At 53.1% G+C, this 26,933-nt stretch carries 21 protein-coding genes; 13 read left to right on the top strand and 8 right to left on the bottom strand.

What is annotated here, in order from left to right; genetic code table 11:
- Positions 1-161: 161 nt before the first annotated feature.
- From ACXAD0_RS08870 to ACXAD0_RS08840, 7 genes are all read left to right on the top strand, one after another.
- Complete coding sequence (locus ACXAD0_RS08870) at positions 162-1,184, top strand: hypothetical protein (RefSeq protein ID WP_475088019.1); 1,023 nt, start codon at positions 162-164, stop codon at positions 1,182-1,184.
- A 583-nt stretch (positions 1,185-1,767) separates the two neighbouring features.
- Positions 1,768-2,250, top strand: coding sequence for a YcxB family protein (locus ACXAD0_RS08865; RefSeq protein WP_475088018.1), 483 nt, complete (start codon positions 1,768-1,770; stop codon positions 2,248-2,250).
- Between the two features lie 70 nt (positions 2,251-2,320).
- Positions 2,321-3,064, top strand: a complete 744-nt coding sequence (locus ACXAD0_RS08860; protein ID WP_475088017.1) for an NYN domain-containing protein — start codon at positions 2,321-2,323, stop codon at positions 3,062-3,064.
- A 132-nt stretch (positions 3,065-3,196) separates the two neighbouring features.
- A complete protein-coding gene (locus ACXAD0_RS08855) occupies positions 3,197-3,655 on the top strand; it encodes a hypothetical protein (protein WP_475088015.1) in 459 nt (152 codons plus the stop codon).
- A gap of 84 nt (positions 3,656-3,739) precedes the next feature.
- The gene (locus ACXAD0_RS08850; RefSeq protein ID WP_475088014.1) at positions 3,740-4,594 is read left to right on the top strand and encodes a GIY-YIG nuclease family protein; all 855 of its coding nucleotides are present in this window, start codon (positions 3,740-3,742) and stop codon (positions 4,592-4,594) included.
- Positions 4,595-4,988: 394 nt separating this feature from the next.
- Complete coding sequence (gene zigA / locus ACXAD0_RS08845) at positions 4,989-6,194, top strand: zinc metallochaperone GTPase ZigA (RefSeq protein ID WP_475088013.1); 1,206 nt, start codon at positions 4,989-4,991, stop codon at positions 6,192-6,194.
- A 268-nt stretch (positions 6,195-6,462) separates the two neighbouring features.
- Entirely contained in the window at positions 6,463-6,891 is a 429-nt protein-coding gene (locus ACXAD0_RS08840; protein WP_475088012.1) for a hypothetical protein, read from the top strand.
- A gap of 105 nt (positions 6,892-6,996) precedes the next feature.
- Here ACXAD0_RS08840 and ACXAD0_RS08835 read toward each other — a convergent pair whose 3' ends face one another.
- On the bottom strand, positions 6,997-9,447 hold the full coding sequence (locus ACXAD0_RS08835; protein WP_475088011.1) for a DUF305 domain-containing protein: 2,451 nt from the start codon (positions 9,445-9,447) through the stop codon (positions 6,997-6,999).
- 318 nt (positions 9,448-9,765) lie between these two features.
- Between ACXAD0_RS08835 and ACXAD0_RS08830 the strand changes: the two genes are divergently transcribed.
- Together ACXAD0_RS08830 and ACXAD0_RS08825 are read left to right on the top strand one after the other, a co-directional pair.
- On the top strand, positions 9,766-10,734 hold the full coding sequence (locus tag ACXAD0_RS08830; RefSeq protein WP_475088010.1) for an amidohydrolase family protein: 969 nt from the start codon (positions 9,766-9,768) through the stop codon (positions 10,732-10,734).
- 33 nt (positions 10,735-10,767) lie between these two features.
- Positions 10,768-11,853 (top strand): SMP-30/gluconolactonase/LRE family protein, encoded by a 1,086-nt coding sequence (locus ACXAD0_RS08825; RefSeq protein WP_475088009.1) that lies wholly within the window; start codon positions 10,768-10,770, stop codon positions 11,851-11,853.
- A gap of 25 nt (positions 11,854-11,878) precedes the next feature.
- Here the strand turns inward: ACXAD0_RS08825 and ACXAD0_RS08820 are convergent, their stop codons facing one another.
- A complete protein-coding gene (locus ACXAD0_RS08820; RefSeq protein WP_475088008.1) occupies positions 11,879-12,562 on the bottom strand; it encodes a spermine/spermidine synthase domain-containing protein in 684 nt (227 codons plus the stop codon).
- 142 nt (positions 12,563-12,704) lie between these two features.
- Here ACXAD0_RS08820 and ACXAD0_RS08815 point away from each other — a divergent pair, with 142 nt between their 5' ends.
- Positions 12,705-12,884, top strand: a complete 180-nt coding sequence (locus ACXAD0_RS08815; protein ID WP_475088007.1) for a DUF2986 domain-containing protein — start codon at positions 12,705-12,707, stop codon at positions 12,882-12,884.
- Between the two features lie 54 nt (positions 12,885-12,938).
- On the opposite strand, the gene ACXAD0_RS08810 is transcribed toward ACXAD0_RS08815, so the two are convergent.
- Together ACXAD0_RS08810 and ACXAD0_RS08805 are read right to left on the bottom strand one after the other, a co-directional pair.
- Positions 12,939-13,457: a BLUF domain-containing protein gene (locus ACXAD0_RS08810; protein ID WP_475088006.1), complete on the bottom strand. Its 519-nt coding sequence runs from the start codon at positions 13,455-13,457 to the stop codon at positions 12,939-12,941.
- 166 nt (positions 13,458-13,623) lie between these two features.
- Positions 13,624-16,950 carry an amidohydrolase family protein gene (locus ACXAD0_RS08805; RefSeq protein ID WP_475088005.1) on the bottom strand — a complete coding sequence of 1,109 codons (3,327 nt, stop codon included), beginning with the start codon at positions 16,948-16,950 and terminating at the stop codon, positions 13,624-13,626.
- A gap of 466 nt (positions 16,951-17,416) precedes the next feature.
- Between ACXAD0_RS08805 and ACXAD0_RS08800 the strand changes: the two genes are divergently transcribed.
- On the top strand, positions 17,417-18,250 hold the full coding sequence (locus ACXAD0_RS08800) for a TauD/TfdA dioxygenase family protein (protein WP_475088004.1): 834 nt from the start codon (positions 17,417-17,419) through the stop codon (positions 18,248-18,250).
- Between the two features lie 24 nt (positions 18,251-18,274).
- Positions 18,275-19,024: a L,D-transpeptidase family protein gene (locus tag ACXAD0_RS08795; RefSeq protein ID WP_475088003.1), complete on the top strand. Its 750-nt coding sequence runs from the start codon at positions 18,275-18,277 to the stop codon at positions 19,022-19,024.
- 216 nt (positions 19,025-19,240) lie between these two features.
- Here the strand turns inward: ACXAD0_RS08795 and ACXAD0_RS08790 are convergent, their stop codons facing one another.
- Entirely contained in the window at positions 19,241-21,094 is a 1,854-nt protein-coding gene (locus ACXAD0_RS08790; protein WP_475088002.1) for a cation:proton antiporter, read from the bottom strand.
- Positions 21,095-21,552: 458 nt separating this feature from the next.
- Here ACXAD0_RS08790 and ACXAD0_RS08785 point away from each other — a divergent pair, with 458 nt between their 5' ends.
- Positions 21,553-22,896 (top strand): serine hydrolase domain-containing protein, encoded by a 1,344-nt coding sequence (locus ACXAD0_RS08785; protein WP_475088001.1) that lies wholly within the window; start codon positions 21,553-21,555, stop codon positions 22,894-22,896.
- Between the two features lie 145 nt (positions 22,897-23,041).
- Here ACXAD0_RS08785 and ACXAD0_RS08780 read toward each other — a convergent pair whose 3' ends face one another.
- From ACXAD0_RS08780 to ACXAD0_RS08770, 3 genes are read right to left on the bottom strand one after another with little or no spacing between them, the layout of a single operon-like run.
- Positions 23,042-24,820, bottom strand: coding sequence for an N-acyl-D-amino-acid deacylase family protein (locus ACXAD0_RS08780; protein WP_475088000.1), 1,779 nt, complete (start codon positions 24,818-24,820; stop codon positions 23,042-23,044).
- Between the two features lie 33 nt (positions 24,821-24,853).
- A complete protein-coding gene (locus ACXAD0_RS08775) occupies positions 24,854-25,591 on the bottom strand; it encodes a sulfite exporter TauE/SafE family protein (protein WP_475090349.1) in 738 nt (245 codons plus the stop codon).
- A gap of 27 nt (positions 25,592-25,618) precedes the next feature.
- A complete protein-coding gene (locus ACXAD0_RS08770) occupies positions 25,619-26,545 on the bottom strand; it encodes a bile acid:sodium symporter family protein (RefSeq protein WP_475087999.1) in 927 nt (308 codons plus the stop codon).
- Positions 26,546-26,933: the final 388 nt, after the last annotated feature.

Here is a 26,933-nt window from a genome sequence, read left to right as displayed (position 1 = left end):
ACTAAAGTGACAACTTAATGTAAACCAAAGAATTTTCGCGACGGAGCACTATACAGCTTCCACTCGACGTACCGGGACTAATTCCCCACTAGCCAACGATAAAAGACCGAATAAAAAACGAAAATAAATATAAAAAATCACTTAAAAACTGGAAAGAGATAATGATGGATAATTTTTTTGTTTCCGCCACATCAATCTTCGCCAAAATATCTTACGATATTTATATCGACAAAAACCTATCGATTCCAACTTATTCTATTGTAACGATCCTGGGCACTGCCAGCTTCATAAGTCACCCTTACGGCACACCAGCACTAATTTCATTGCTAGTAGTTTATATAGGGTTGGCATCTATTACAGCGGCACGTTTAAGAAAGCATAGACTTAAAAATCCACCCACTAGAAGTAAAGAATATCTGAACGCACCCAAGAACAAAACTTTGAGTAAGATATTGACAAATCACTTCATGATTTGGTTTATATCCATACCTGTAGTCTATGCCATTTACCTCCCCGAGGCCTTCAATCACCTCGCCCCATCAAGCAACCCACCTTGGAAGCTCATCTTTGGCTACTTTATTTTGGCAAACCTTGTTACATATACTTGGTTCTATGTCGTAAACATATGCATCATCCAACTCCTAAAGTATATCGCAGATAGAAGCTTTAGAATTGTAGTATTCAGGAGATTTCAAGACTCTTATATACTAAACTCTACACTAAAAGTTGATGAGGAGCACAAATCTACCGTCTTACCAACTCTCGGAGCTTTTGGCCAAATCTCTATCCTTCATAACCCCTCATTAGAATTTGCCGATTCAGGCTTTCAGGGAAATTCAGCTGAAATTTTAAGCGAGGTTAGAGATGCTCATCCAGCAACAGATAACAATTGGAAAGAAGTTGTAAATAGCCTGCTCGAACCCGCAGATCTAGTTGTACTTCACTGGAGCAGTCCGCCGACAGAGAACATGAAATGGGAGTTAGAGCAAGCATCATCCAAGCTTCCTAACGAGAGAATAATCTTCATTACCGACAGAAATGCATGGAATTTGGAAGAATACTTAGAAGCTAAGTATGGAGTAAAATTTGAATCTTGTAAGAAATTTTTCCTAGATGAACCAAAAGATAGTTTCGAAAAGAAATTGAGGTATTTCCTTCTATCTATTGAGGAGACGCCCAAGTAGGGAATTTTCGTAAATAGGCAGATCCGCTCACGCCACCCAAGAAATATAAATCCGGAAGACACTTAGTGAGAAATTAGTACTTCTAGGGTAGCGACTTGAAATAATTGGGGTCAGAGTAAAGTTTCGGCGCGCAAGGCATCATCTGGCCGCCGCTGCTGATTGAGCGCCGGCAACAATAAGAGCAAGAAGGTCAGTGAAAGATCTCGATAAACACAAGAAAATCATCGTTTTAATCGATGCGGGCAACCTGCAGAAGCCGCTGCTGGAAAGGACCATCAGAGTCATCTGCCGAAGGGAGACAGTATGCCTGAGCTACTATCTTTAGGTGGATATCCGTACCCGCATCAATATTGCAGTGCACTTGAATGGATCTTCCGCCCTCAAGCCCCTCGATCTCACCGAGGGCCGGGCCAACAGGAGCCATAGGAGAGCTCGCCGTTCAGTATTAAGGCTCCCAGAGCCGAGTGAGCGCCAAGGAGCAGCCCGCCTGAGCTGGAGAAAACCCAAAACACCTTTATACAATCCTTTCGGCAAGGTATAACTTCACGGATGACAAGCAACCCAAAACCAACCCGTGGCTCCCGTGCAACCGTTTAGTACCCAATTTACGCTATCCCGCGAGTACCTTACCGAGTGTTTCGACCAGTCCTTACCCTACGGTAAAGGTGCCAAGCCCAACTACCTGTTCCCGCTTTTATTGTTTGCTGCCGGTGCAGGCTTACTGTCGTTCACTGAGCAGCCCAGGGTCGCCGGCTATATGTTGATCGCTTTAGCGGTTCTGGAGCTGCTGCATATTCGATACCGGCGCGCCTGGTGGTTAGCACGGCAGATGTGGGGCAAGGGCGCCGGCGGCGAAGTGAATCTAACTGTCGATGATGACGGTATCCGGACCCAGAGCGCCCATACGCAAACAGCGCTATCGTGGCCTGATATTGAGCGCGTCATTGAAACCGATCTGGGACTGATTCTGGTGGCTAAATCTGGCGGCCGGCAGTACTTGTCCAAGTCACTGCTTCCGGCTGATTTGGTGCCCGAGATCATTACCAGGACTAATGGAGAGGCTTGAACCCACTCCGGGCACGATCGGGAGAATTCGCGCACAGCTCCACCGAACTCGCTAAACCCATGGAATCATAATGGACGAAATAAAGCAGAAGATTGCCCTTTTTATTGATGCGGACAATGCGCCTGCCGGCAAATTCGAGGATGTGCTGAGTGAGGTCGCCAAATACGGCGTGGTCACCATCCGCAAGGCCTATGGCAACTGGAAGGCACCGACTCTCAAGTCCTGGGAGGAACTACTACACGAGCACGCCATCCAGCCGGTGCAGCAATATGATCTAACCAAGGGCAAGAATGCCTCCGATATCGCCCTGGTGATCGATGCGATGGATGTGATGTACACCAAGGACATCGATGTAATGTGCTTCATATCCTCGGACTGTGACTTTACTCCGATGGTGACCAGAGCGCTGGCAGATGGCAAAGTAGTACTTGGGTTCGGCGAGCGTAAAACGCCACCGCCCTTCGTAAACGCCTGTTCTAAATTTCTCTTCCTCGACCAAGCAGATACCGTTGAGAAGAAAAATGGTGAAAAACGTAAAAATTTCAAGTCAGATACAAAGCTAATCACCCTGCTGCGACAAGCTATCGAAGCCACCGAAGACGATGATGGATGGGCTGCGCTTGGACCTGTCGGCTCTAATATCTCCAACAGGGCGTCTTTCGACTGTCGAAATTATGGTTTCAAAAACTTGAGCAGCTTATTTCGGGCCATAGATTTGTTCGAATTGAAACGTAATCAAGACAAGTCTTACATGGTGAGAGATAGCAGACGGGCCAAAAAAACCAGAAATGCTGAGACTGAGACTGCTTCTTGAATTTAGAAATTCAGAGTATCCAAACATTGTCTATTACTTGAGCGTATATTTTATTGATCTTATAGCAGGGAATATTCGACTTGTTCCAAAAGGTACTTCTTCGGAAAATAACCTAGACAAGAACTTACAATCATGAAAATAAAGCAGGAACTTTCCACGATTTTTGTACTTTCCGTTTTTCCCATCGGGCTGTCGTATTTATGTGGTGGTCCAGAGCTACTAAACGACATCATTAAAGGCATGTTTACCCATAGCTGGATCCTCTTCTATAGCATGGCGGGCGCATTCATCTTTTTCCCTGTGGCATACTTAGATTGGCGCTTTATTTTCAATTCCGAGAAGATCGAGCGGAGTCATTCATTCCTCTCTCAACTGCTGTTTGAAGTAGCATCCTCTCTTCACAGCCTTCTTCGCATAACTGGCGGCACACTATTAGCGCTTGTTATAATCTGGCTCTTATTCGAATATCAAAAAGACCAACTTAGCCAGATTATTTATCTCGCTACTCTTGGATTGGTAGCGATCATTGAATGCATTGTTATCAGCTCACTACTTGAATACACCAGAAAAAAGTGGCTTAGGATCATTTAGATCACATTTAAATCCGAATAAATATTTCAAACAATTATCGTAATGAACGCCAGAAATGACCGTAAATTTTAGTGAGCACTTCCATTGAATGGCCTTATTCCAGTATCGACTCTCTTTCAAGATTTAGACTGGGATACAGAAAAAATCCATGCCGCACAAAGATCTCCAAATAATCGACCTATCGACGTTTTCACACGAAGTTTTGATCAGTGGCAAAACAACTGGAACGGGAATTTTCAAAGTAATCACTGCTGGAATCGCCCTCATAATTTCTCGATTATTGAGCTTCCAAACCAACCTAACTTATGGTTATTCGGTGGGATATTTAACGTTCTTTCATTTCGCAAAGGCCAAAGCAAGGATGGAAGAGAGGGCGTGATTTATAGAGTTGGCCTATGTGATATTGTACGCGCATTGATTGGACGGCTGGTTATCAAGTGGGAAAAAGATGCTCGATCGAAGCATAGGAAGCCAGAGGGCATGCTTGATTATATAAGCGTGTCTGAAATCTTACCCGAGGTGTATGCTGGGGAAGATTTCCCTGGCCATCAGAATATCAACCACAGCTACGCCGATCTGGAAAAGCTTTGGGCTGACGCCAAACCAGATTGGTCCGCTGCCCTGTCACACTGCCAAGGTGTCTATTTAATCACCGATAAGTCAACTGGCCTCCGCTACGTAGGGTCAGCCTATGGGGAAGACAGTATATATTCCAGGTGGGCAAGATACTTCGCTACTGGAGGCCATGGGGGAAACAAGCTACTTAAAAAGCTTCTATCCGGCCAAAAGGACGCCAAGAAATACGCACGGGACAACTTCCAAATATCCCTTTTAGAGCAAGCTTCATCTCGTGATAGCGAACAGTACATAATCCAAAGGGAAAGCTATTGGAAAGAAGTACTGTTAACTCGAAGCGAATATGGGCTCAACGAAAACTAGAAACCTGAAATGAATAGGATTGTAGGGGAGCTACGACCTATAACCTCCAGAGAATGAGCGGCGAGCTATCACCCAATCCCAAGCCCCATCCAAGTCAAATTAACACTCTATGTCATGAGACGTTGTGCAGCACATGACATTGGCTCTCGAATTCATAAGTCCCGTATCAGTTCGGCCTTCCCTCTGTGAGTTGGCCTGGGTCCACTACCGGCGATACCTCAAGCGAGCCTGTTGAACGGGTGGAGTCTAGGGACCCAGGCGAAACACTCCTCAATGTGGACCACCCTTCCGAGAATCAGCATTTTCAGTTGGAAGAAGCACTTGCGCCAAATATGATATGTTATATCATTTATACCCATAACCCTCTTCTCCAGCCTGAACCAGAGCAACCCGTATGAATCGTTTACCCGTAACCGTCCTGTCCGGATTCCTAGGCGCCGGCAAAACCACGGTGCTCAGCCACATCCTGAATAACCGTCAGGGCAAGAAGGTGGCGGTGATCGTGAATGATATGAGTGAAATCAATATCGACGCGGCCACGGTGCAGAATGAGGTCTCGCTGAGCCACCAGGAAGAGAAGCTGGTGGAAATGAGCAACGGCTGTATCTGCTGCACCCTGCGGGAAGACCTGCTGCTGGAGATCAACAAGCTGGCCAAAGAGGGCCGCTTTGACTATCTGGTAATCGAATCTACCGGCATCTCAGAGCCGTTGCCGGTGGCCGAGACCTTTACCTTTGCCGACGAAGACGGTGTCTCGCTCTCCGATGTCGCCGAGCTGGATACCATGGTCACCGTGGTCGACGCGGTGAACTTCCTGAAGGACTATGAAGAGGCCAAGTACCTGCAGGAAACCGGTGAGTCCCTCGGTGAAGACGATGAGCGCAGCGTAGCCGACCTGCTGGTGGATCAGATTGAGTTTGCCGATGTACTGCTCATCAGCAAGACGGATCTGATCGAGCAGTCCGATCTGGCGCGGTTGCAGGCAATCCTCAAGACCCTCAACACACGCGCCAGAATCATCCCCATCGCCAACGGCAAGGTGGATGTCGACGACGTACTGAACACCGGCCTGTTCAATTTTGAACAGGCACAACAGGCCCCGGGCTGGCTACAGGAAATGCGCGGCGAGCACGTGCCCGAGACGGAAGAGTACGGCATTGGCAGCTTCACCTATGTGGCCCGCCGCCCCTTCAACCCGGAGAAGTTCTTCCACTTCCTCCACAATACCGAACAATACGGCAAGCTGATCCGCTCCAAAGGCTATTTCTGGCTGGCCACCCGCCCCCAGTTTGCCGGCCAGTGGAGCCAGGCCGGAGGCATCGCGCACTACGGCTTTGCCGGCATGTTCTGGAAAGCCGTCCCCAAGGCTAACTGGCCCACCGATGAAGGCTACCTGGAAACCATTATGGAAAACTGGGTGGAGCCCTTTGGGGATATGCGCCAGGAACTGGTATTCATTGGTCAGGGGCTGGACCAGCAGGCGATGACCAGCGCGCTGGACAACTGTCTGCTTTCCGAGGAAGAGGTGCTGAGAGGGAAGGAATACTGGACCAGCCTGAGCGATCCCTTCCCCCAATGGCAGGAAAACCAGGAGGACTGAATCTCATGCCGGCGCTGTAAACCACACAGCACAGCGCCGGCGCACTCTTCCTGCCCCCTGACCCAATCTTTGCCGGGCAAAGAACGCTGTCACGACTGACGTCATTTAGAACAAACAGCAGCGACAACCGAGAAGACGCTGCCGTTTTCTCCGCCTGACACTCCATGTCATACCTCGGGTTAGCGCACATGTTGTACTTTAATTAGACCCCTCAACGTACAACACTCTCTGGCGATCTCTTCCATATGTCAGGGTGACTGAGCCAACAATGAAAGAGATACTCGAGAACATTTTCATCGAGCTTCTGACCGAAGCCCGCATCGAGGCGACCTTCAAGTTCTTGTCCGGAATTGCCGCCTGTGCAGCGCTGATATTCGCCCTGAACAAAGGCATTCAGGAAGGCTATGTGTTCAGGGGGATTGTACTGACCACCTTCCTACTGGTGCTGATCTCACAGATTTTTGTCTACGGCGTACGCCACATCGCCATCCCTCTCAGTGAGGCAGCATTTCCCGGTGAAAAAGTGCATATCAGCAAGGCGCGTGACTTTCTGGGAAAACTGGGAAAGAAGCATCGCTTTCGATCGTTCCTAAGGCTGCTGTTCAGCAAAATTGGGCTTTCGGTAATGATATTTATTGTCACCACCTTTTATGTGATGCACGAAGTGTTTCAGGCGTTTTTGTTTTCCGCCAAGTAATGGATTTTCTGAGGTGGGAAAACGAAAATGGTGCACTCCAATCGGAAATGCACCATTCATCGAATTAGGGCGAAATACCCAAGGTTCAGTGAAAGGATAAACCGACTAGCGCAGCTCCTCAGCGATTGCCTTCAGTGACTCCGTCAGCGCCTGTGTTTTCTGCGCTTCTTCTCCACCTTCGGTATGGGCCACGGCTGAAGAGGCCAACATCACCAGCTTGCCTGACAGCCGGCTGTTGCGGGCCTTCTGCTCGATCAGGGCATCAGAACCTTCCAAAGCCTCCTGCATATCTGCTGCCATGCTTTCGGGGATGGATTCGCTGCGCTGCAGCTGGTCCAGGTACGCCCTTGCCACCAACGGGTGTGCCGGCCAAGAAACCGGATACTGTTGCTGGGGGTTGAAGACTCCTCCCTGGTCTGCAATTTCTGCAGCGCCAATCTCGTTAACTGTCAGGTGCTGGCTGGGCAGCAGGGAAAACACATCAATACCGCGGGCAATCTCTGTACCGTACACTTTGCCGTTGTACCAGTAGGCCGACCAGTAGCCACCCAGTACCAAATGCTCTTCGTCCACCGGGCCACGATCGTAGAAGGCGATTTCCATCGGATTTTCTGAGTCGGTGAAATCGATCACCGAGATCCCGCCCTGATACCAGGCCTGCACCATGACGTCTCGCCCCGGAACCGGCACAATGGAGCCATTGTGGGCCACACAGTTTTCTGTTTCAGCCTGCGGTGCGGGCATCTTGTAGTGACTGCGGTATTCCAGCTTGCCGTCAACAATGTCGTAGATCGCATTGGCTCCCCAGTCGAGCGGGTCGAAAGCGCGACAGCGGGGCCGTGAACCACCGCCCCACTCGTCGGTAAAGATCACCTTGGTACCATCATTATTGAACGTGGCGGAGTGCCAGTAAGCAAAGCCACTGTCGGTCACGGCATCGATACGCTTGGGTTTCAGGGGATCGGAAATATCAAACAGAATGCCATTACCAGAGCAGGCCCCCGCAGCGATGTTGCGCTCAGGGAACACGGTAATATCGTGGCAGTGGTCAGTGAGATAAGTCTCCTGGGTATTGTCACCGTGGTCACCGCCGCGCCAGAGCCCGGCCAGGTCTCCGGTTTCTTCATCCATAAATACCGCAGGGCTGTCGACAATCCGCGCCCTGGACGGGTCCGCAACCGGGATTTCAATCACATCTACGCGGAACAGGGCTGTACGGGTGTCCCCTGGTGTCTCATCGATACAGCCCGGCATTTCTTCTTCCTCCCGCACCGAGGAGATACCGGAGTTATACACAATGATCTTGCCGTCTTCGCCGGGGCCCGACACAACCGAGTGGGTGTGGGAGCCGCGACAGGTCTGCACCGCACCCACCTGGCGGGGGCGTTGCAGGTCACTAATATCGAAGATGCGCAGGCCACGGAAGCGCGCCGGACTCACATCCTTACTGTTGCCCTGCAGGCCACAGTCGAGGCGGCCACGGGGCTGCTCTACCGACATGATCAGCAAATTGCCAACGACCGAGACATCGCCCTGACCGCCGGGGCAAACGACGGAACTGAGCTGCTTCGGCAGGCTACTCTCCGCTAGACGATAAATATTGAAGCCGTGATAGCTGCCCGCCACCATGATGTCTTCGGAAAAGGCGATGTCTGTGTTGGCAAAGTCCATAAACGGCCAGCGGGTATCGTCACTGCCGGACGATGCTTCCTCCTCACCCTCCTGAACCTCGTCAGCCCCCTTGTCATCTTTTGATTGTGGTTTGGCCGGCGGTAGTCCGGCCACGTTAGCCGGGTCGTAAAAACCGGCCGGCTTGGGCAGCCGCCCCTCGTGGGTCATATTGAGAATCGCCTCGCCGGCATCCTCGTATCCTGCTGCCAGCCCTGCCCGAGGGTCCTCGGATAGGCCTGCCAGCAGCTTTCCCATACGCTCCACTTCAGCAGCCTGGTCATTGGTAATGTCAGAAGTAAATTCGAACAGGACCGGATCGTATGCGGAGCCGGGCTTTTCGTGCAGTTCCTCGACCATGGTCACCGCACCCTCGTGATGGGGAATCATGAGTTCGAGGAACAGCCGATCGAAGTCCTTGCCTTTGGCCTCGGCCAGTGCGGCCATTTGCTCCGGGCTCGCCATGCCGGCCATCTTGTGGTCCATATGCATAGCATGATGATGGTCCGGTACAGGGACCATCTCGCCCCGCTCTCGCAGCCATTCCTGCATAAATCTGATTTCATCGGCCTGTGATACGTCGATGCGCCCAGCCAAGTCGACAATTTCCGGATTATTGGTGCGCTCTGCCACCAACATCGCCATCTGCAGCGCCTGGTGATGATGCGGAATCATGTCCTGCATAAATCGGACGTCATCCGGCGAATAACTGCTCACGGCTATCTGAATCGCCTGTTCGGCCGTCAGCTCACGTACAGACTCTCCCGGGGCGCCGGGCTGCACGATTGTCACCTGATCGGCAACACTCGCGCTGACAACACCAAACAGGCACACAAAAGCCGCAGACTGAAGAGAAAATAAACGGGTACAACGATGAAGCCTGATCATGAATAACACTCCATTCGCAACAGCAGTGAAAATTGGAATCGTTCCGGAAGCCTTCGAGAATCCAAAGCAACCATGACTCTAGTCGAATCGGTTTTTATACGTACACGCTCGCATACAATCAATTACATAACAACACAGCGGCGCAGTGGCCTGGCCCACCACCAAAAGAATTGGCGCCAAATTCATTTTTTGGGCGATTCGGATCGAGTATGGAAAGCTATCGATTTTGATGTACGAGTCTGACGAGATACCATCGCTCTAGCGCTTCAAAAATGCCCTGAAAAACTCAGCAAGAAGAATAAGAACCGGAACAGCTCCATGAAATTCTCTTTATTACTCACGTTACTTACCTGTATTACCTCGACAGCATTTGCAGAACAGCGGCAGCCGGTCATCGACATGCACCTCCACGCCGGACCGGGAAGCCACTCTTCGGACAACTACGCGCTGCGTGAAGGAGAGACACCCGACGAAGGCCGCATACGCGCATTGCTTACGGATATGCAAGACCATAACGTGGTGTATGGGATTGTGGGTGGGCCAGAATCCCATATCCAGCAGTTCCGGGAAGCGTCATCAGTCCCTCTCGTGGGTGGCATTATTCTTCCCTGTATCGACGGCCATAGCCCGAATTTCTATGAGTGTTATAAAGACGGGGAGAAATGGCCCGATATTAAAAGGCTCGAAGCTGAAATAGATAGTGGCCGCATTGGCGCGATTGGTGAACTCTATAGTGTTTATGCCGGCATCTCTCCCCAGGATCCGCGAATGCAGCCTTACCTGAAGTTAGCGGCTGAGAAAAAGCTGATCGTCGCCACACATGCAGAACAGGGACCACCGGCTGATCGAGGGGTTCGTGCGGCAGGCTGCTGTCCTGATTTCAATGGAGATTTAGGCAACCCGGCATTGTGGGCGCCGATTCTATCCAATCACCCGGACCTGAGACTGGTTCTCTATCATGCCTTTCGTCCAGAGTTTGTCGAAGCGGCAATTGCACTCATGGATACCTACCCCAATATCGTGGTTGAAACGTCTCCCATGACGCTGGTACCCAAGCAACCTGTCTATGCCGCGCTAAAACGCTATGTCGAGTCTGGCCACGGCGACCGCATTGTCTTCGGTTCCGATTACCTTGGTGCAATCGGCGGCAGTATTGCAGTGATAGAAGGCGCCGACTTCCTGAGCGAGAAGCAGAAGCGAGACATTCTCTATCATAACGCCGCACGATTCCTGGATCTGAGTGCGGCGGAGATTGCACAGCATCATGAGGTACCGGGGGAGGGCTAAGCTGACCCCACCCGACCAAACGAGAGTAAGAAAATGAAAGCAGTAACGTTTGGGATCATATCGATACTGGGACTGGCAGCGGCCTATCTGCTATTGGCCCCGGTCACCGTGGACCCCCAACCCTGGCAGTCCCCTGCGAATCCCGGGTACAGCGGGAAGTTCGCAGCCAATGAAAAGCTGGCACAACTCGAAGAGCTTGGAATTGCAGAATGGACTGGCCCGGAAGATGTGGTACTTGATGCGCAAGGGCGAATCTATGTATCGGTGCATGAGGGGCGCATCCTCCGCCTGAGCGCCGATGGCCAGCAGATAGCCGTCTTTGCCGAAACCGGTGGCAGGCCTCTGGGGCTGGCTTTGGACCAGCAAGGCAACCTGATTGTGGCGGACGCCTTTCTGGGTCTGCTGTCCATCAACCCCGCCGGTGAACAGACCCTGCTCACCAATACGCTGGGCGACTCCTCTATTCTCTATGCCAACAACCTCGATATCGCCAGCGACGGCACTATCTACTTTACCGACGCCTCGACCAAATTTGGAGCCCGGCAATGGGGCGGCAGTTACCCCGCCAGCCTGCTGGACCTGATGGAGCACGGTGGCCATGGACGGGTATTGAGTTATTCTCCCGAGACCCGGCAAACCGAGCTGGTATACCGGGGCCTGAACTTTGCCAACGGTCTCGCGTTGTCAGGCGATGAGCAATCAGTATTGGTGAACGAGACCGGCAACTATCGGGTCGTAAAGATTGGTATCACGGATCAGAACCGGGGCCAGCTCACCGAAGTCATTACCGAGTTGCCTGCGTTCCCGGACAATCTCAACCGTGGGCTCGATGGCAAATACTGGATTGGACTGGTTTCGCCCAGAAACACACTATTGGACAAGATGTCCGACAAACCCTTCTTGCGCAAGGTCGTCCAACGCCTGCCACGGTTCGTCCGCCCCAAGGCGACCTACTATGGCCATGTCATTGCCATCAATGAGGAAGGGAAAGTACTGCAGGACCTACAAGATCCTTCCGGTAGCTATGCCACTACCACTGCCGTGTTTGAAACCGAGGAGTATCTTTATATTGGTAGCCTGATGGCTAAAAAGCTGGGACGACTGCAGAAAAAACCGTAGTTTGCAAATGGGTTAGCGCTTCGGGTTATCCGAGTAATTTCTTACCTAAGAAAATTGTATGCCGCGCACCCTTGCCTGGGCGCTCACGTACGGTTTTCACCTCGACTTTGAAGCCGGCTTTTTTCAGCCGGCCCACATACATCGAATCCGGTCCCGCCGACCACACCGCCAGCATGCCATTGCGCCGGAGGCTGGCATCAATGCAGCTGGTGCCTTCGAGGGAATACAGCCAGTTATTATCATTCTGGGTCAGTCCTTCGGGGCCGTTATCTACATCCAGCAAGATGGCATCGTAGTCGCTGTCGCCCTTTTCCAACAGTTCGCGCACGTCACCGATATGCACCTGGCAGCGGCTGTCGTCCAGCGGACGGCCGGCACACTCACCCAGTGGCCCACGATTCCACTCCACCACTTCCGGAATCAGGTCAGCCACAATCACTTCGGCATCAGGCGGCAGCACCTCCAGTGCCGCAGCAAGCGTGTACCCCATGCCCATACCGCCCACCAGTACGCGGGCTTTCTTTTGCTGTTTCAGATGCGCACACCCCAGCAGCGACAGCTCCCGCTCGCTGTTGAAACGGCGACTGTTCATCAACTCCCCGCGCGGCCCGCTCAGGGAAATAGAGAACTCCTGGTCCCGCTGCCGCAGGGTGAGCACCCCACCCTCATTGGGAATCTGGGCGGTACCGAGTTCAATCCAGCGTTTCATGCAAAGGCTCACTATGGGTGGGGTCAAGAGGCGAGCAATGTACCATAAAGGCCTGCGCATTGGTTCGCGTGGCCGAGCAGGTTAAAATTGGTGTCGCGCAACAGTGTCCACGGGCTTGAAGCCCATAGCTCATGAGTGAAGTATGAACCGTCGGAAAAAGGTCAATCAGATCCTGAAAAAAAAGGCCAAGAAAGCCAACGACAAACTTAACCCCAAGAAGAGCAAGACCCGCTATATCTCCAAGGCCGAGCGCGCCAAACTGGATCAAGAACAGGATAGGAGTGGCCGCCAGGAAGAAGGCTTAGAAGGTCAGCAAGACTAACCCTCTAAACCGACGATCAGAGATCGCTAGTACTGCCGACCACCTAAATTCAGTTTATCGGCTCGAATAGGAAGCACTTCGGAATGGCAGCCATCGACGCAGGTTAAAGAAGCTGCGCTTTCGATCTCGGTCCGGCGCATCTGCACCGCGCTGTCGATGAAACAATTGGATCAGTTCATCCACATCCGCGGCCTGAAAGTCCAGAGGAGCGAAACGCTGCTCACCACGGCCACGCACGAACTCGCGCACGGCCTGATCCACAGGTACGTATTTCATCGACCACTCGGAAAACACGCGCGCGCGAATGGGTTTTTCTGCGAGTATCGTCACCTGGCTATGGCGACCATCGCCGACGATTCGCTGGTAGGTCTTGTCGACTTCCTCACGCTGCCCTTCAAGCACCTGAAAGAAGTGTCCGTCACCAAAGTACAGCACCCCACCAATATCTACCCGACTATTGTTGCGTCGACTTTGCATCAGAATACGGGCGACTGAAGGTTCCACCCCTTGTTCGTTGGGTGCCGGCTTGAAAGTCGCCTTACTTGCATAGACCAGCTGTATCAGTTCGCTCATGGTCTGTTCCTGTTGTTCGTTGTTTTCTGTGGACGTCTTACGCGTCAATTATGAAAGCGGATCAACAGTTACCCCGGCTTTAAGAGCAGCAACGTGAAATCCCGAGACAAAAGTCCTGAGCAAAAAAACCGGGGCATTGCCCCGGTCTTTTCGCAGAAATATGGGTTTAGTGCACCCAGTGGTGCCGCTCCATCTTCTGCTGGATCGCTTCTGCAGTCGGTGCGGGCATGGCACTGATGGGCAGGCGTTCATGGAAGAACGCGAGACGTTCCTGCTCATCCAGTTCGTTCATGCTGGCGGCATCAAAGATACGGCCATTGATCACGGTGTACTGGATATTCTCCGACAGGCGCAGGTCAGACAGCACATCACCATCGATAACCACCAGATCTGCCAGCTTGCCGTTCTCGATACTACCGAGGTCACGATCGAGGCCCAGGTAGCGGGCGCCGTCAATGGTTCCGGCACGCAGCGCTTCCCAGCTGGAGAAACCGCCCTGCTCCATCATCCACATTTCCCAGTGGGCACCGAGGCCCTCACGCTGGCCGTGGGCACCGATGTGTACGGTTACCCCCTTATCGCGCAGCTGCTTCGCATGCCTGGCGACATTGATGTGGTTGTAGTGGCTATCCGGGGCGGTGGGGCGACGGATACTCCGCGGGTTGACGATAAAGTCCGGAGTGAAGGTGGTCAGTCGCTTGTTCTTCCACACTTCGGTGCGGTCATACCAGTAGAACTCACCGGTGAGACCACCGTAAGCGACAACAAACGTGGGGGTATAACCGACGGTTGTCTGGCTCCACAGTTGCTCGACGTCAGTGTACACATTGGCGATCGGCAGGGAGTGCTCAACACCGGTATGGCCATCCACAATCATATTCATGTTGTGCTGGTACTTACCGCCACCTTCCGGCACCACCATGATCTCATGCTTGCGTGCAGCCTCCAGCACCTGCTGACGCTGGTCACGACGCGGCTGGTTGTAGCTCTTCACCGAGATGGCACCCATGTCTTTCAGGCGACGCACATGGAACTCTGCATCTTCTGGCGAATTGATCTTCGCTTTGTAGCCCGGCCCCTTGGCGCCGTACAGAATGGTACCGGTGGAGTAGATACGCGGGCCGGTAATCAGGCCGGCTTTCTGCAGTTCCGCCGCCGAGAAAATTTCACTGCTGTCGTTAGACGGATCGTGAATAGTGGTCACACCAAACGCGAGACTGGAGAACAGGTTCCAGTTTTGCTGCGGGATGATTTCCTCGCGGCCCTGAGCGCCGTGTGCATGGGCATCCACCAGACCGGGAATCACCGTTTTGCCGGTGATATCGATCTGACGGGCATCGTCCGGAATGGCGATAGTGCCCATCGGGCCAACGGCCACAATGCGCTTGCCTTCGATAATCACCACGCCGTTGTCGATCACTTCCTGCTCGTCTTCGGCGTTGCGCATGGTGACTACCTTGCCGCCGACCAGTGCCAGGGTCTGTTCCGGCGCTGCCGTATCGACGTTGAAGCTCAGGTTAATACCATCCATAACCGGGTCCGGCAGCTCTTCCGGCGCACCGGGCAGGAACGCGAACGCATCCTTCAACGCGCGCTCAAACAGGCGCGGACCATGGGCCCACAGCAGGGTGTCGCTGTTTTCGGACCAATGCAGGTATTCCCCGGCGCGCTTGGACACCTGAGTCACCGGGATGGCCTTGGTGGTTGGGCTGATGGACTCGGACTTGCCGGTCGGCATAAACGGCGCAACGAAGGCATTGTAGTCCTGGGTAAAGGCGATCCACTGGCTGTTGGGCGACAGGCGGAAAGAAGTGATTTCCTTGCTGTGCAGGTGCTCGCGCTCTGCCTTGCCTTCCAGGTTCATGCTCTTGAAGCTGATCTTGGCTTCGCCGTTTTCGTAGCCCAAATCGCTGTAGTAAACGCGCCCGGCATCCTCACCAAAGTGCGGCTCGAAGCCGGACTTGGCCAGACGACGCTGCCAGCGACCGCGGCTGTCGGCGAGATAAATACCCGGCTCCAGAGAGTACTCAGGGCTCAGCAGGTAACCGCCCGTGAAGCGACGGAAGGTAATCTGCTCACCGTCGGGTGAGAAGCTCGGCTCGACGTACAGGCCCGGCTGGGTAGTGACATCGTTACCGCGACCATTGCGTGCAGATACATTGCGCACATGGCCCAGTGCTTCATCGTGCCAGGTCACATAGGTAATCCGGCTGCCATCACGGGACCAGCTGGGGTAAAACTCGAAGTGATCCTGCTGGCGGGTCAGGCGACGTTGCTCACCACTGGCCAGATCCTTGATATAGATCTTGCCCAGCGCCTGGAAGGCGACCTGCTTGCCGTCTGGTGACTTCTGCGCCCAGCGGATCATTTTCACATCGAAGGTATCTGGCGAAACGTCCACGGTGTAACGCACCGCATCTGCGACCTGCTTGTCCACATTGATCTGCGCCACGATTTCAGTCGCTTCACCGCCATTGACCGGGATACGATGGAACACACCGCCGGTCCAGACCATCAGGGAATCACTATCCGGCATCCAGTCGTACTGCACGTAGTTGCCGTGGGAACCGAAGGTTTCCTGCAAGTCGCGCTCCAGTTCGGTAAACAGCGGCTCTTCCAGACCGGTTTCCAGGTTCTTCACGAACAGAACGGTTTTGGTGTTCTGGCGCCGTACAAATGCCAGGTATTTACCGTCGGGGGAAGGTACCGGCGCAATGGAGCCACCGGGGCCAGACACAAAGGTCTCTTCTTTACCATCTTCCAGATCGTAGCGGTTGATCGCAAACAGCTTCTGGGTGGAGTTCTTGTTGTACTCCCAAACGGTGCCGGGAGTCACATCAATCGAGTAATAGAGGTAACGACCATCCGGTGAGAACGATGGATCGGCAATATTTTTCTGGGCAACGTTACCGCCGAGACGCTTCTTGATCTGGCGACCTTCGCCACCGCCATGGTGGTACAACCAGATTTCTCCGGCGGGAATGCTGCGGCCGGACATAAAGCCCTTGCGCGCAACCAGATACTGGCCATCTGGGCTCCAGTTGGGGGAGTGCACCAGGTTTTCTTTTTCGCTGGTGAGCTGACGCAAGTCGCTGCCGTCCGCCTGCATCACCCAGATGTTGTCAGCCCCGTCGCGGTCACTGATGAACACGATCTGCTTTCCGTCCGGGCTGAAGCGGGGTTGCATGTTCCAGGCCATTTCATTGGTAATGGCCGTAGCTGTACCGCCGTTCACGGGCATGGTGTAAATGTCACCCAGCATATCGAACAGGATGGTCCGGCCATCAGGGCTGATGTCCAGGTTACTCCAGGTCGTCTGCTCAGTATTGATACGAATGGTATTGAGGGGCAGCGGGGGCTGATTCACATCCCACTGCTCAGCCTTGACCTTAGTCTCGTCAGCATTAGCAGCCGGCTGTGGGTCTGCGGCCAGGCTGGCCTGCGCACCTGCCAGGAGCGCCACCAGCGCCCCCGTTTTGAATAGGTTTTGCATACAGTTCTCGTTGTTATGGAGGCCGCACTCGCCGGCGGCGCATTAAGGTCCGAGAAGTAAGCTAACGGCTGGGATAAGCCGACGCAACTTCTGCTGGCGGGCTGACCAATCCGAAGATAAGTTGTCTGCTGAAGTCGCAAAAGCCAGTACAAGCCTCGATAAAAATCGAATACACCGGGACGATTGGCTGACCTGATCGTGGAGGACAAAGGCCCTGTAGCAGACCAGCAGATTGTCCCCGGTCAAAGTTTACCGGTTATGACTGGTCGACTCTGGTGCCAGATGCTGGAGCCAGGGCCGAACTTTGAGATATAAAAAGCGGACTACAGCATCCGTTTTGTTCCGCTTTCCCCGATAGCTGTAGGCGTCGCGACATTGACAGGCTTTCAGCTTCAGCATGCTGATTGCGTCGCGCACGGCCGAACTGCACCAAACAGTACATAAATAATAAGATTTGGAATACGCGATGAACCTACACGTCACACCTACGGGACAATCTTGCGGCGCACACGTTACCGGAGTGGATCTCGGTAAACCTCTCACCACCGACGAGATCCGCCAAATCCGCGAGGCATGGTTAACACACCATGTGCTGGCCTTCCCCAACCAGAAATTGGATAGCGATCAGCTGGAAGCCTTTGCCCAGCAATTTGGCGATTTCGGTGAAGATCCGTTCTTCGATCCGATACCCGGTCGCAAATACATTGCTGCAGTACGGCGGGAAGCGGAAGATACCAATCCTATCTTCGCCGAGCACTGGCATTCCGACTGGAGCTTTCTCGCAAAGCCTCCGTCAGGCACCATTTTGTATAGCCTCGACATTCCACCCCACGGTGGTGATACCCATTTCTCCAACCAGCACCTGGCCTACGAGCAAATGACAGATGACATGCGCGTGCGTTTCGAGAAGCTCCAGGCAATTCACTCTCCGATCATGGGTTATTCCCTGCAGGGCGTGTATGGCGATGTTGCCAAGAACGGCGCCATGGATATCCGCCCATCAGAAGAAGCTGCGCATATTCGTTATACCCATCCGCTAGCCCCCATTCACCCGGAAACCGGCCGCAGAGGGTTTCTGAGTGGCATCGGCTACTGGATTGGATTCGAAGGCGTCGATGACGATACAGCACTGAAATACATTCTGGAGTTGAACGAGTGGCAAAATAGAGAAGACTTCGTCTATCGCCACCAGTGGGAAAAAGACATGCTGGTAATGTGGGACAACCGCAGTGTGGTGCACAAGGCGACGGGTGGCTACGAAGGGTATCGTCGGGAGCTGCATCGAGTGACAATCTACTGAGCAAATGGCCCACAAGCATTTATTATGAAAGCATTTCTCGCACTGACTCTTGCCCTCTGCTGCTGCACATCCGCGGTCGCTATCGATATACCGACCAGCGAAAGATCTATCACCGCGATAAACAACGTACAGACCCGACTCCAGCAAGAGCTATCCGAAAAGAACCTCAGATACGGCGCTCCAATTTTTATCCGAATATTCAAGGATCCAGGCTCTCTCGAACTCTGGGTTGAATCCGAAACTGGAGCATTCAAGCTATTCAAGGAATACGACATTTGCACCTATTCCGGCGAACTGGGGCCGAAGCAACGGGAAGGCGACCTCCAGAGTCCGGAAGGCTTTTATTTCGTCAATGCAGGCCGACTGAACCCTTGGAGCCGCTTCCACCTTTCGTTCAATCTGGGCTACCCAAATCAATACGATCGCCAGCTCGGTAGAACGGGAAGCGCGTTAATGGTCCATGGTGACTGCATCTCCATTGGCTGTTATGCAATGACCGATCACTACATCGAGGAGATATATGTCCTTGGGTCGGAAGCCCTGAAAAGCGGCCAGCCATTTTTCAGAGTTCACGCATTTCCTTTTGAATTATCCAAAGAGAACCTTGCGCGACACCGAGACAACCAGTGGTATGGGTTCTGGATGAATCTGAAAGAGGGATATGACCACTTCAATACTTACGGACGTCCGCCGAATGTAGAGATATCGCGAGGACAGTATGTTTTCCAACAGGATCAATACAGCGAACAGGGCGTCATAGTAAGTGCCGAATAGTAATCTTGTGTATAACAAGCGGAGCTGGAGCGATCATGAAGGTAGATGAAGTATGATCAACACACCCATAGGTATAGTGTTCTCTATTTCCTAGGGAAATAAACTAAGCTCGAAAACACCAATCGGGCATTGGCTACAAAACTACGATCTACGTTTCGTAGCTTAGGGCGCATTAGATGACATCATTAAATTACAGCGTATTCCACCGATCAATGGCTATGCGGGAAGACCTCCATCCGATTGCGGCCCACTGCTGACCATCTTTTCTACATTTTCTTCAGGAGAAATCAGACTGACGACTTGCCATCCCTCCTCAGGTGAAAACTCGGATGAGACAGTCACTATATGCACCCTGCCCTTGGGATCCAGCGTATAGAGGCCCGTCGCACGACTACCATAGGTTTCCCTGTAATCGTCAATCGTAAACGACTCGGTCAGGTTAGTTGTTCTTATCACTGCACCTTTCGCTACCAGGCTCGAAAGGCGTCCATAAGTCGCGTTATCTGCAAAAAGCTCCAGTTTATTGGCATAGTCTTCCGAAACCTGGTGACTGGCACGCTCCTCTTTGCTGCCCTGACTCAGGCCAAGTACCGCCCCCTTCCCCAGCAGGTGTTCGAAATGGTACGTCACGACCGGATTCAGCTGCCGGTACGGTGAGATAACCAGTACTTTGCCTACCGACGAAAGATCCAGAGTCACACTGGCATGATCAGATGCTGGATTCCCATAGTAAGTCGGGATATTCGCCATGCGCGCTTTGCTGATGGCATCCCAGTTGGTATCCGCAATAATAACGGGAACGTCTTTTTCCATCAGATCCTTTGCCAGCATCCGGGCAAAGTCACCGCCGCCAAAGATTAAATAGCCATTGGCAATCGGCGATCGCACGCCCAGCAGCTTGGCAACGGTTTTTGAAGTTAGGCTCTGCAGCACCACGGTCGCGATAATTACCAGAAAGACCATCGGCACCAAGAGCTCAGAGTTTTGCAAGCCCAGCGTATCCAGCTTGAGGGCAAACAAGGCGGAAACCGCGGCGGCAACAATCCCGCGGGGGGCGATCCAGCTGAGCATCGCCAGCTCTCGCCATTCGAGACCAGAACCGGGCGAGGAAAGAAGTACCGAAAGCGGCCTGGCGATAAACATAATGGCCACCAGTACCATGACTGCACCCCACCCCAGCTGGGCAATCGTATAGACCTCCAGCCGCGCTGCCAGCAGAATAAACAACGCAGAAATCAGCAAGACACTGAGGGTCTCCTTGAACTCGATGATGTCGTCAACTTCGAGTCCCTTCATATTCGCCATCCAGATACCCATCACCGTCACCGTGAGCAGGCCGGATTCATGGGACAGCAAATCAGAAGCGGCATAGGCCCCGAGCATCAGGGTAAGCACCGCCGTATTCCGCAGATAGTGCGGCACCCAGTTGCGCTTGAGCATGGTGCCAAGGAAATAGCCCATCAGTGAGCCCAATCCAAAGCCGATGGCGACCACCTTCAACAGGATCACCAGTGTGTGCTCAAAGGCATTCTGGGAGGCAATGATGTACTCATACACCAGCACTGCCAGCAGCGCACCAATTGGGTCGATGACGATACCCTCCCAGCGGAGGATGTTGGCAATGCGTGCATTGGGACGCACGGTACGCAGCATTGGCACGATTACAGTGGGGCCCGTCACAGTAACAATGGCGCCAAACAGCGAGGCCATTTGCCAGGACATATTGAGCCAGTAGTAAGCCGCTGGCGTGGCAACCGCCCAGGTCACAAATGCCCCCAGGGAACACAGGTTGCGCACCATCACACCATGACCGGCAATATCGGAGAGTTTGAGGGTTAGCGCGCCTTCAAACAGGATGATCGCGACAGCCAGTGAGACCAGCGGGAACAGCAGATCCCCGAACAGATCATCAGGGTTGAGGACACTGGTCATCGGCCCCAACGCGAGGCCTGCCAGCAGCAACGGCAATATGGCGGGAAGCTTGAGCCGGTAAGCCAGATACTGGCATCCAATCGATACAAGCCCAACCATTACCAACTGGGCCATCGGATTCGAGAGGATGTCGTGCATAGTCATTACCGGCAAAGTGTACATGGGCGCACGCGGAGGATTATAGCTTCGCACCGAATGCGAACAGCAAAATCCTGGCCCGATTACGGCGAAAGCCTTCGAATACTAAACCATACCCTTGCGACGCCTTGCTCGTCAGACTCTCCAGGCCGCCACGGTATAGCGGATATGAAGATCAGAAATTGGAATGACAAAAAATGAGATAGCTTTCAAGCCCGGGAACCTATCCAAAAAAGCTTCAACGATAAGGCTATATCCGCCATCCGCCAAGCGGGATCAAAAAACTTGGTGGAGTTTGTGGAATTTCAGATCCTTCTGACGTGGCATTTATCGTGGATTATCTCCGAGTCGACATGTCGACGATTCCTTCACCTTGTCACTACACCTTCCGGCGCCACGCCCAAAGCCTATGCTGTTGGTTAAACAAAGCATTCATCGAAAAATGGAGGCAACCCGGAATGGCAACTTCTAACGGCCAGTTTCTTAAACGACTGGCCGGGATTTCTCTGGGTATTTTTGTCAGCGCAGGAGCGAATCACTTGATTTCCGAAGATGATCCTTACGCAACACCCACTGAGGGTTTCTCGGTCTCTGATTTAAAGAACGGGTATAGCCTTCGCGACGCGCAGAGACTACATGATGCCTGGACCCTGGAGAAATTCCTCAATATTACCGAGTCTGGCGCTTACTCCTACTTCCACCTCTCTGAATTTCTTCCACACGCCATCATTGCCCGAGACGGCCCCGTGTCGGAGCTACCCAAAATGCTTTCCAGCATGGTGGGAGAGATAGCTCTACCGAATAGCGGCAAGGACGTTGTTTTCGAGAAAATGATCACGTCGCCGGAATCGCCAGTCCAGGGTGTGATGGTTGTCTACAATGGAAAAGTCGTTTATGAACAGTATCCGGGCATGCGGCGGACTGATCGGCATGTATGGATGTCCAACGCAAAAGTGTTCGCCGGACTCCTGATTGCCCTGCTGGAAGAAGAAGGAAAGATCGACATCCAGAAAGCGGTTGCGGACTATCTACCAGAAGCGAAAGATACCGCATGGGAGAAGATCAAAGTCATCGACATTCTCAACATGCAGTCAGGTCTCGACCTCGAAGAGAACCCGGCGACGCGAAGTGGAGACACGCCCTACAGCGCGTTTACCAAGGCTGAAGTCGGGCTGCCGGCCGCCGATGGCACCGTCTACACACACAATGAAGCGCTCTTTAGGATACCCAGGCTCGGGGAACCCGGATTACGGTTTGAGTACTCGTCCGCCAACACCCAAATGCTGGGCCTCATCATAGAAGCCGTCACCAATCGGCGGCTGGCCGAGCTGATTTCACAGAAGATCTGGATGAAATCCGGCATGGAGGGGGACGCAGCCCTCGGCTTGAGCCCGCAAGGCAATGGGATCATTCACGGCCTCATCAGTTCCAGACTGGATGATATGGCACGGTTTGGCATGCTGTTTACACCGAGCTGGAAAGTGCTGAGCAAAGAGCAAGTGATCTCCGACGCGGTGGTTAAGAAGATGCAAACCTCAGGTAATCCGGACAATTTTCTCAGAGGATCTCTGGGACCGAGACTGACAGAGGAGTTCCGCGAGCAACCGGCGTTTAATGCCTATCAATGGGATGCGATATTCAAGGATGGTGATTTGTACAAGAGCGGGATGAACGGACAAGGTCTCTATGTGTCCCCTGCAAAGGATACCGTCGTGGTCTGGTTTGCAACGGGATTCCCGGAAATCCCAATGGAGGCCTTCAGCCGTGAGATTGTTCGTCGCTTGCCAACTCAGCAAAACTAGCCCAAAACGACTGAGCCCACTGCCGAACGAATCCTCACCAAGCCCCAGTAGCTTTATCCAGGGAACGCTGTGCTGGGCGCCCTCTGACCGCTTCGAGGAAGACCGAGCCTTCCTCAACGCCGGTTATTGATTGTCGTGACTTTGATCAGGCTTCCGCCATTTTCAGCCCGGACACCTCACTATTCACCAGGAACTTTCCGTAGCCAGTTGAGGAACCAAAGTCGGCAGCGAAGTTATCCGCTGTGGTGCCCTCTTTCTGGTACACAACCTTGCCATTCACCAGAGTCGCCTCGATTGCATCATCGTTGCGCTTCACCAGACGATCCATACCAAAGCCCTCCATCGGCGCCTCTTGGATCTGGTCCACATCGTCATTCACCCCTTCGGGGTTCAGGATTACCACATCGGCGCGATCGCCTTCACGGATATAGCCAGCGCTCAGGCCGAACCAGCTGCCCAGATCACCGGTCAGTTTGTGCACCGCCTCAGCGTTGGTCATAAACGGTATGCCAGCTTTTTCTGCGTCAAACACATACTTCAGCATGCGCAGCGGGAAGTTGTACATCGCCAGCGAGCGAATGTGTGCACCACTATCACCGAAACCGATATGGGTAGAGGGACTCTTGATGAGCTTCTGCATAATGTGCGGGCGGGCATTGGAATAGTTGGTTTTCCAGCGCAGCGCTTCTTTGTATTTTGTGGCCAGGTCAAAGTAGGCATCCACCGGCTCTACACCGTAGGTATCGGCAATCTCCTTGAAGTTCTTACCGACCAGGGACTCATCCGGACAATGGGTAATCCAGCCATCACTGAAGTCTCGATGCCACAGGCCAACGGTAAAGATCTCAGAGATATGCTTTTTGAATTCCTTGCGGAATTCCGGCTCATTGATCTTCTGATACAGTTCAGACTCATCTTTCATATCGCGCAGCAATGCGCCGGTCTCGAATTCCTCGAACGCATTCACATTCAGGCCTTCCAGATGCACCGTAAACGGCGCCGGCAGCGTCTGCCAGCGATAGTTGCCGCGCAGTACCTTGTTGGCCAGCCAGCCGCTGGCGCGGGTAATCAGGTGCAGGAATGGATTGGACTTCAAATCCAGTGCGGTCAGCATGGTGACTTTCATCGGCTTGCGGAACAGGCCATGGGCCTGCCACAGGAAACCAAACACATTCACTTTCTTCACTGCATCCGGCGCACCCTGCAGGATCGCTCCGCGGCGACGCAGGATCTTGAACAGGCGTTTGAATTCCCACCAGGTAGAGAAAGTCGATGGCAGCGGCTGACTCCATGCGCGGTCACCATCCATTTTGTCGAGCTTGGTGGTCATCATGGACATACCCACACAGCCCGCATCCAGCGCCTCTTCCAGCATCCGCTCCATTGCCTGCATTTCTTCTTCTGTCGGCTTTACGTCGCTGGTCGCACGATCAATACCCATGGCTGCAACGCGCATATCACTGTGGCCAATAAAGCTCAGTACATTGGGCCCCAGCGGATGCTGGTCATAGAACTCCCGGTAGCCTTTGGCATCAGTCCACTGCTTTTTCTCAAACAAAATCGGTAGTACGGCCTCGCGCGGCACTGCCTCAACGCGGGTAAACAGGTCGGAGCAATCTTCCGGGGCGCTGTTGACCATGGAGATGGAGCAGGAGCCAATGGCAATGGAAGTCACCCCGTGGCGTACGGATTCCTTCAGTGCCGGTGCCGCGACCACCTCCGCATCATAATGGCTATGTATTTCGAGAAAGCCCGGGGTAACCCACTTGCCGCGGGCATCAATCACCTGTTCAGCATCAGCTTCGTCCAGGGGTTGCTCACTGACCTTTGCGATCTTGCCGTCTTTGATCGCAACATGTGCCAGCTTCTCTTTGCGCTTGGAACCATCGAAGTAGGTACCGTTTTTGATAATGATGTCGTACATAGTCAAAGTCCGTCGGTTCGATGCGGTTTATCGTTATTGGATGAGGTAGCGGCTCGCAATCAGGATGCAGCCAGTAGCGAATAGCAGGGTATATACCCCGATTCTGAAGTGGTTTTCATTGAGGCGATCATGCAGGTAGTTACCCAGCTTCAATGCGATATACAGAAGTGGCAGATACCAGAGCACCTGCAGCAGCACGGGTTGCATGCGTCCATCCAGCAGAAACGCAACCAGTAGCAGGCTGTTCATGCTGAACCACACAGTCACCATGGTCGCGCGGAACTTCGATTTATCGATCTTGGTACCTGCTACTGCGTACACGAGTAGTGGTCCCCCGCTGGCAAACAAGCCATGGGTGATACCGGCAAAGTAGGTAATGATTCGGGTGATCCAGGCAGGCTTGGCCACATCACCGAATCGGTGGTACAGGCGATACAATTCGCGACCGGAGAACCAGAGGATCAGCACACCCAGGATCTGCTTCAGAAATTCTTCATCCAGATAGGGCTTGATGAAGTAGCCTGTCAGGGTGCCCAGCAGCATACCTGGCAGAATGGTTTTCACCAGTAGCGGCACATGGATGTTGTGTCGGTTTTTGAAAGCCAGGGTACTGGTGAGCGGAATATTCAGCGCAACCAGAATCGGCAAAATCATATCGATCGGAAGAAACAGCAGCCCTAACGACAGTGCAACCACGATACTGCCGAACCCTGTGATCGCTTCCAACGTAAAGGCAAGAAGAATAATCAGCCCGAACAGCACCCAAAGCATTTCCACTACAACAACTCCTGAAACCGCTTAGGCCTTGTGCTGAACCGCTTGCTGTTCGGCTGAGGTTTCTACCGGGCGACGCGACCAATAGGTAGAGAGGGCCAATCCACTAACCAGATGCCAGACGCCCCAGAAGGCGGCGATCAACAACATGCCGGAGGCATTGGGGAAGAAAGTGAAGATAATCACGAGGGCCAATGCCCCATTCTGAATGCCGACCTCAAGGGAGATCGCCCGGCAGTCTGCCGGCGGCAGTCCGGACATTTTGGCCCCCATATAACCCAGGAACAGCGCCAGCGCATTGTGGGCAACCACCAGGAAGAAGAACAGATCGAAGTACTTAAGAAACTGATCGGTATTCTTATAGAAGGCGATACCGGCCAATAACAGCATGATGCCCATTGCAATAAAGCGCAGAGGCTTTTCCACCTTGCGCGACAGCCCCGGATAGCGACCGCCCACCAGCATTCCCAGCACCAACGGCACGCCTAGCACCATCAGCACGACCAGCAGCAGTCCCGTCGGGTCCATGGCGATTTCGGTCAGCAGAGGACGCGTATGGGGGTTCAGCCAGGAATACAGGGTGAAGTTCAGCGGCGTCAGCACACTCGCGGCTACGCTGGAGACGGCGGTCATACTGACCGAAACCGCCACATTGCCCCGTGCCATCCAGGTCATGATATTGGAGAAGGTACCGCCCGGGCAGGACGCTACCAGCATCATGCCCATGGATAACATCGGGTCGATGTTGAACACCCAGGTCGCGGCACAGGTTGCGGCCGGCAAGATCAGGAACTGGAGCAGCAAGCCAATCACCGGTGCCTTGGGGTTCCGGATGATGCGTTTGAAGTCGTCGGGCTTCAATTCCAGAGACACGCCAAACATCATGATCGCAATCATGACGTTGAGGACAAACAGGCTCTCGGGGTTAAAGTCTAGGGTTACTGGGTCCATACGACTGCCGCTTTCATTATTGTCTCCACCTCTGCGCTCTAGGCGCCCATGGGTGCGGGAGCAGTATGCTCACCGGCAGAGGGGATGGTTACGCTGGCCAAGAATTAGGCAATGTAGAGGATATGCGATCCGTCACGCCCTGTTGCAGGTCAAATCAGGACATGCATTCGTCGAATTAAGACGCGAGAACCGGAAAAGCTGGAGACTCGGGGGGCTCAGAAGATGAGGAATCTTGCAGATTGAAGGTGACTCCCCTTCTCAGGATACGCCAATCCCAAATGGAACGAATGTCCTATTTTGACGATTTTCCACTCAAGTTGCCGAACACTGGCTGGTCAGGTGTTGTGATCGAGATTCGATACCATTCACCAAAACCCCAGGCTTTTAC

This window comes from Microbulbifer sp. ABF4_148 (assembly GCF_056158985.1).
Note: the sequence above shows the minus strand (reverse complement) of the source record. Positions and strands in the feature narration are given on the sequence as shown.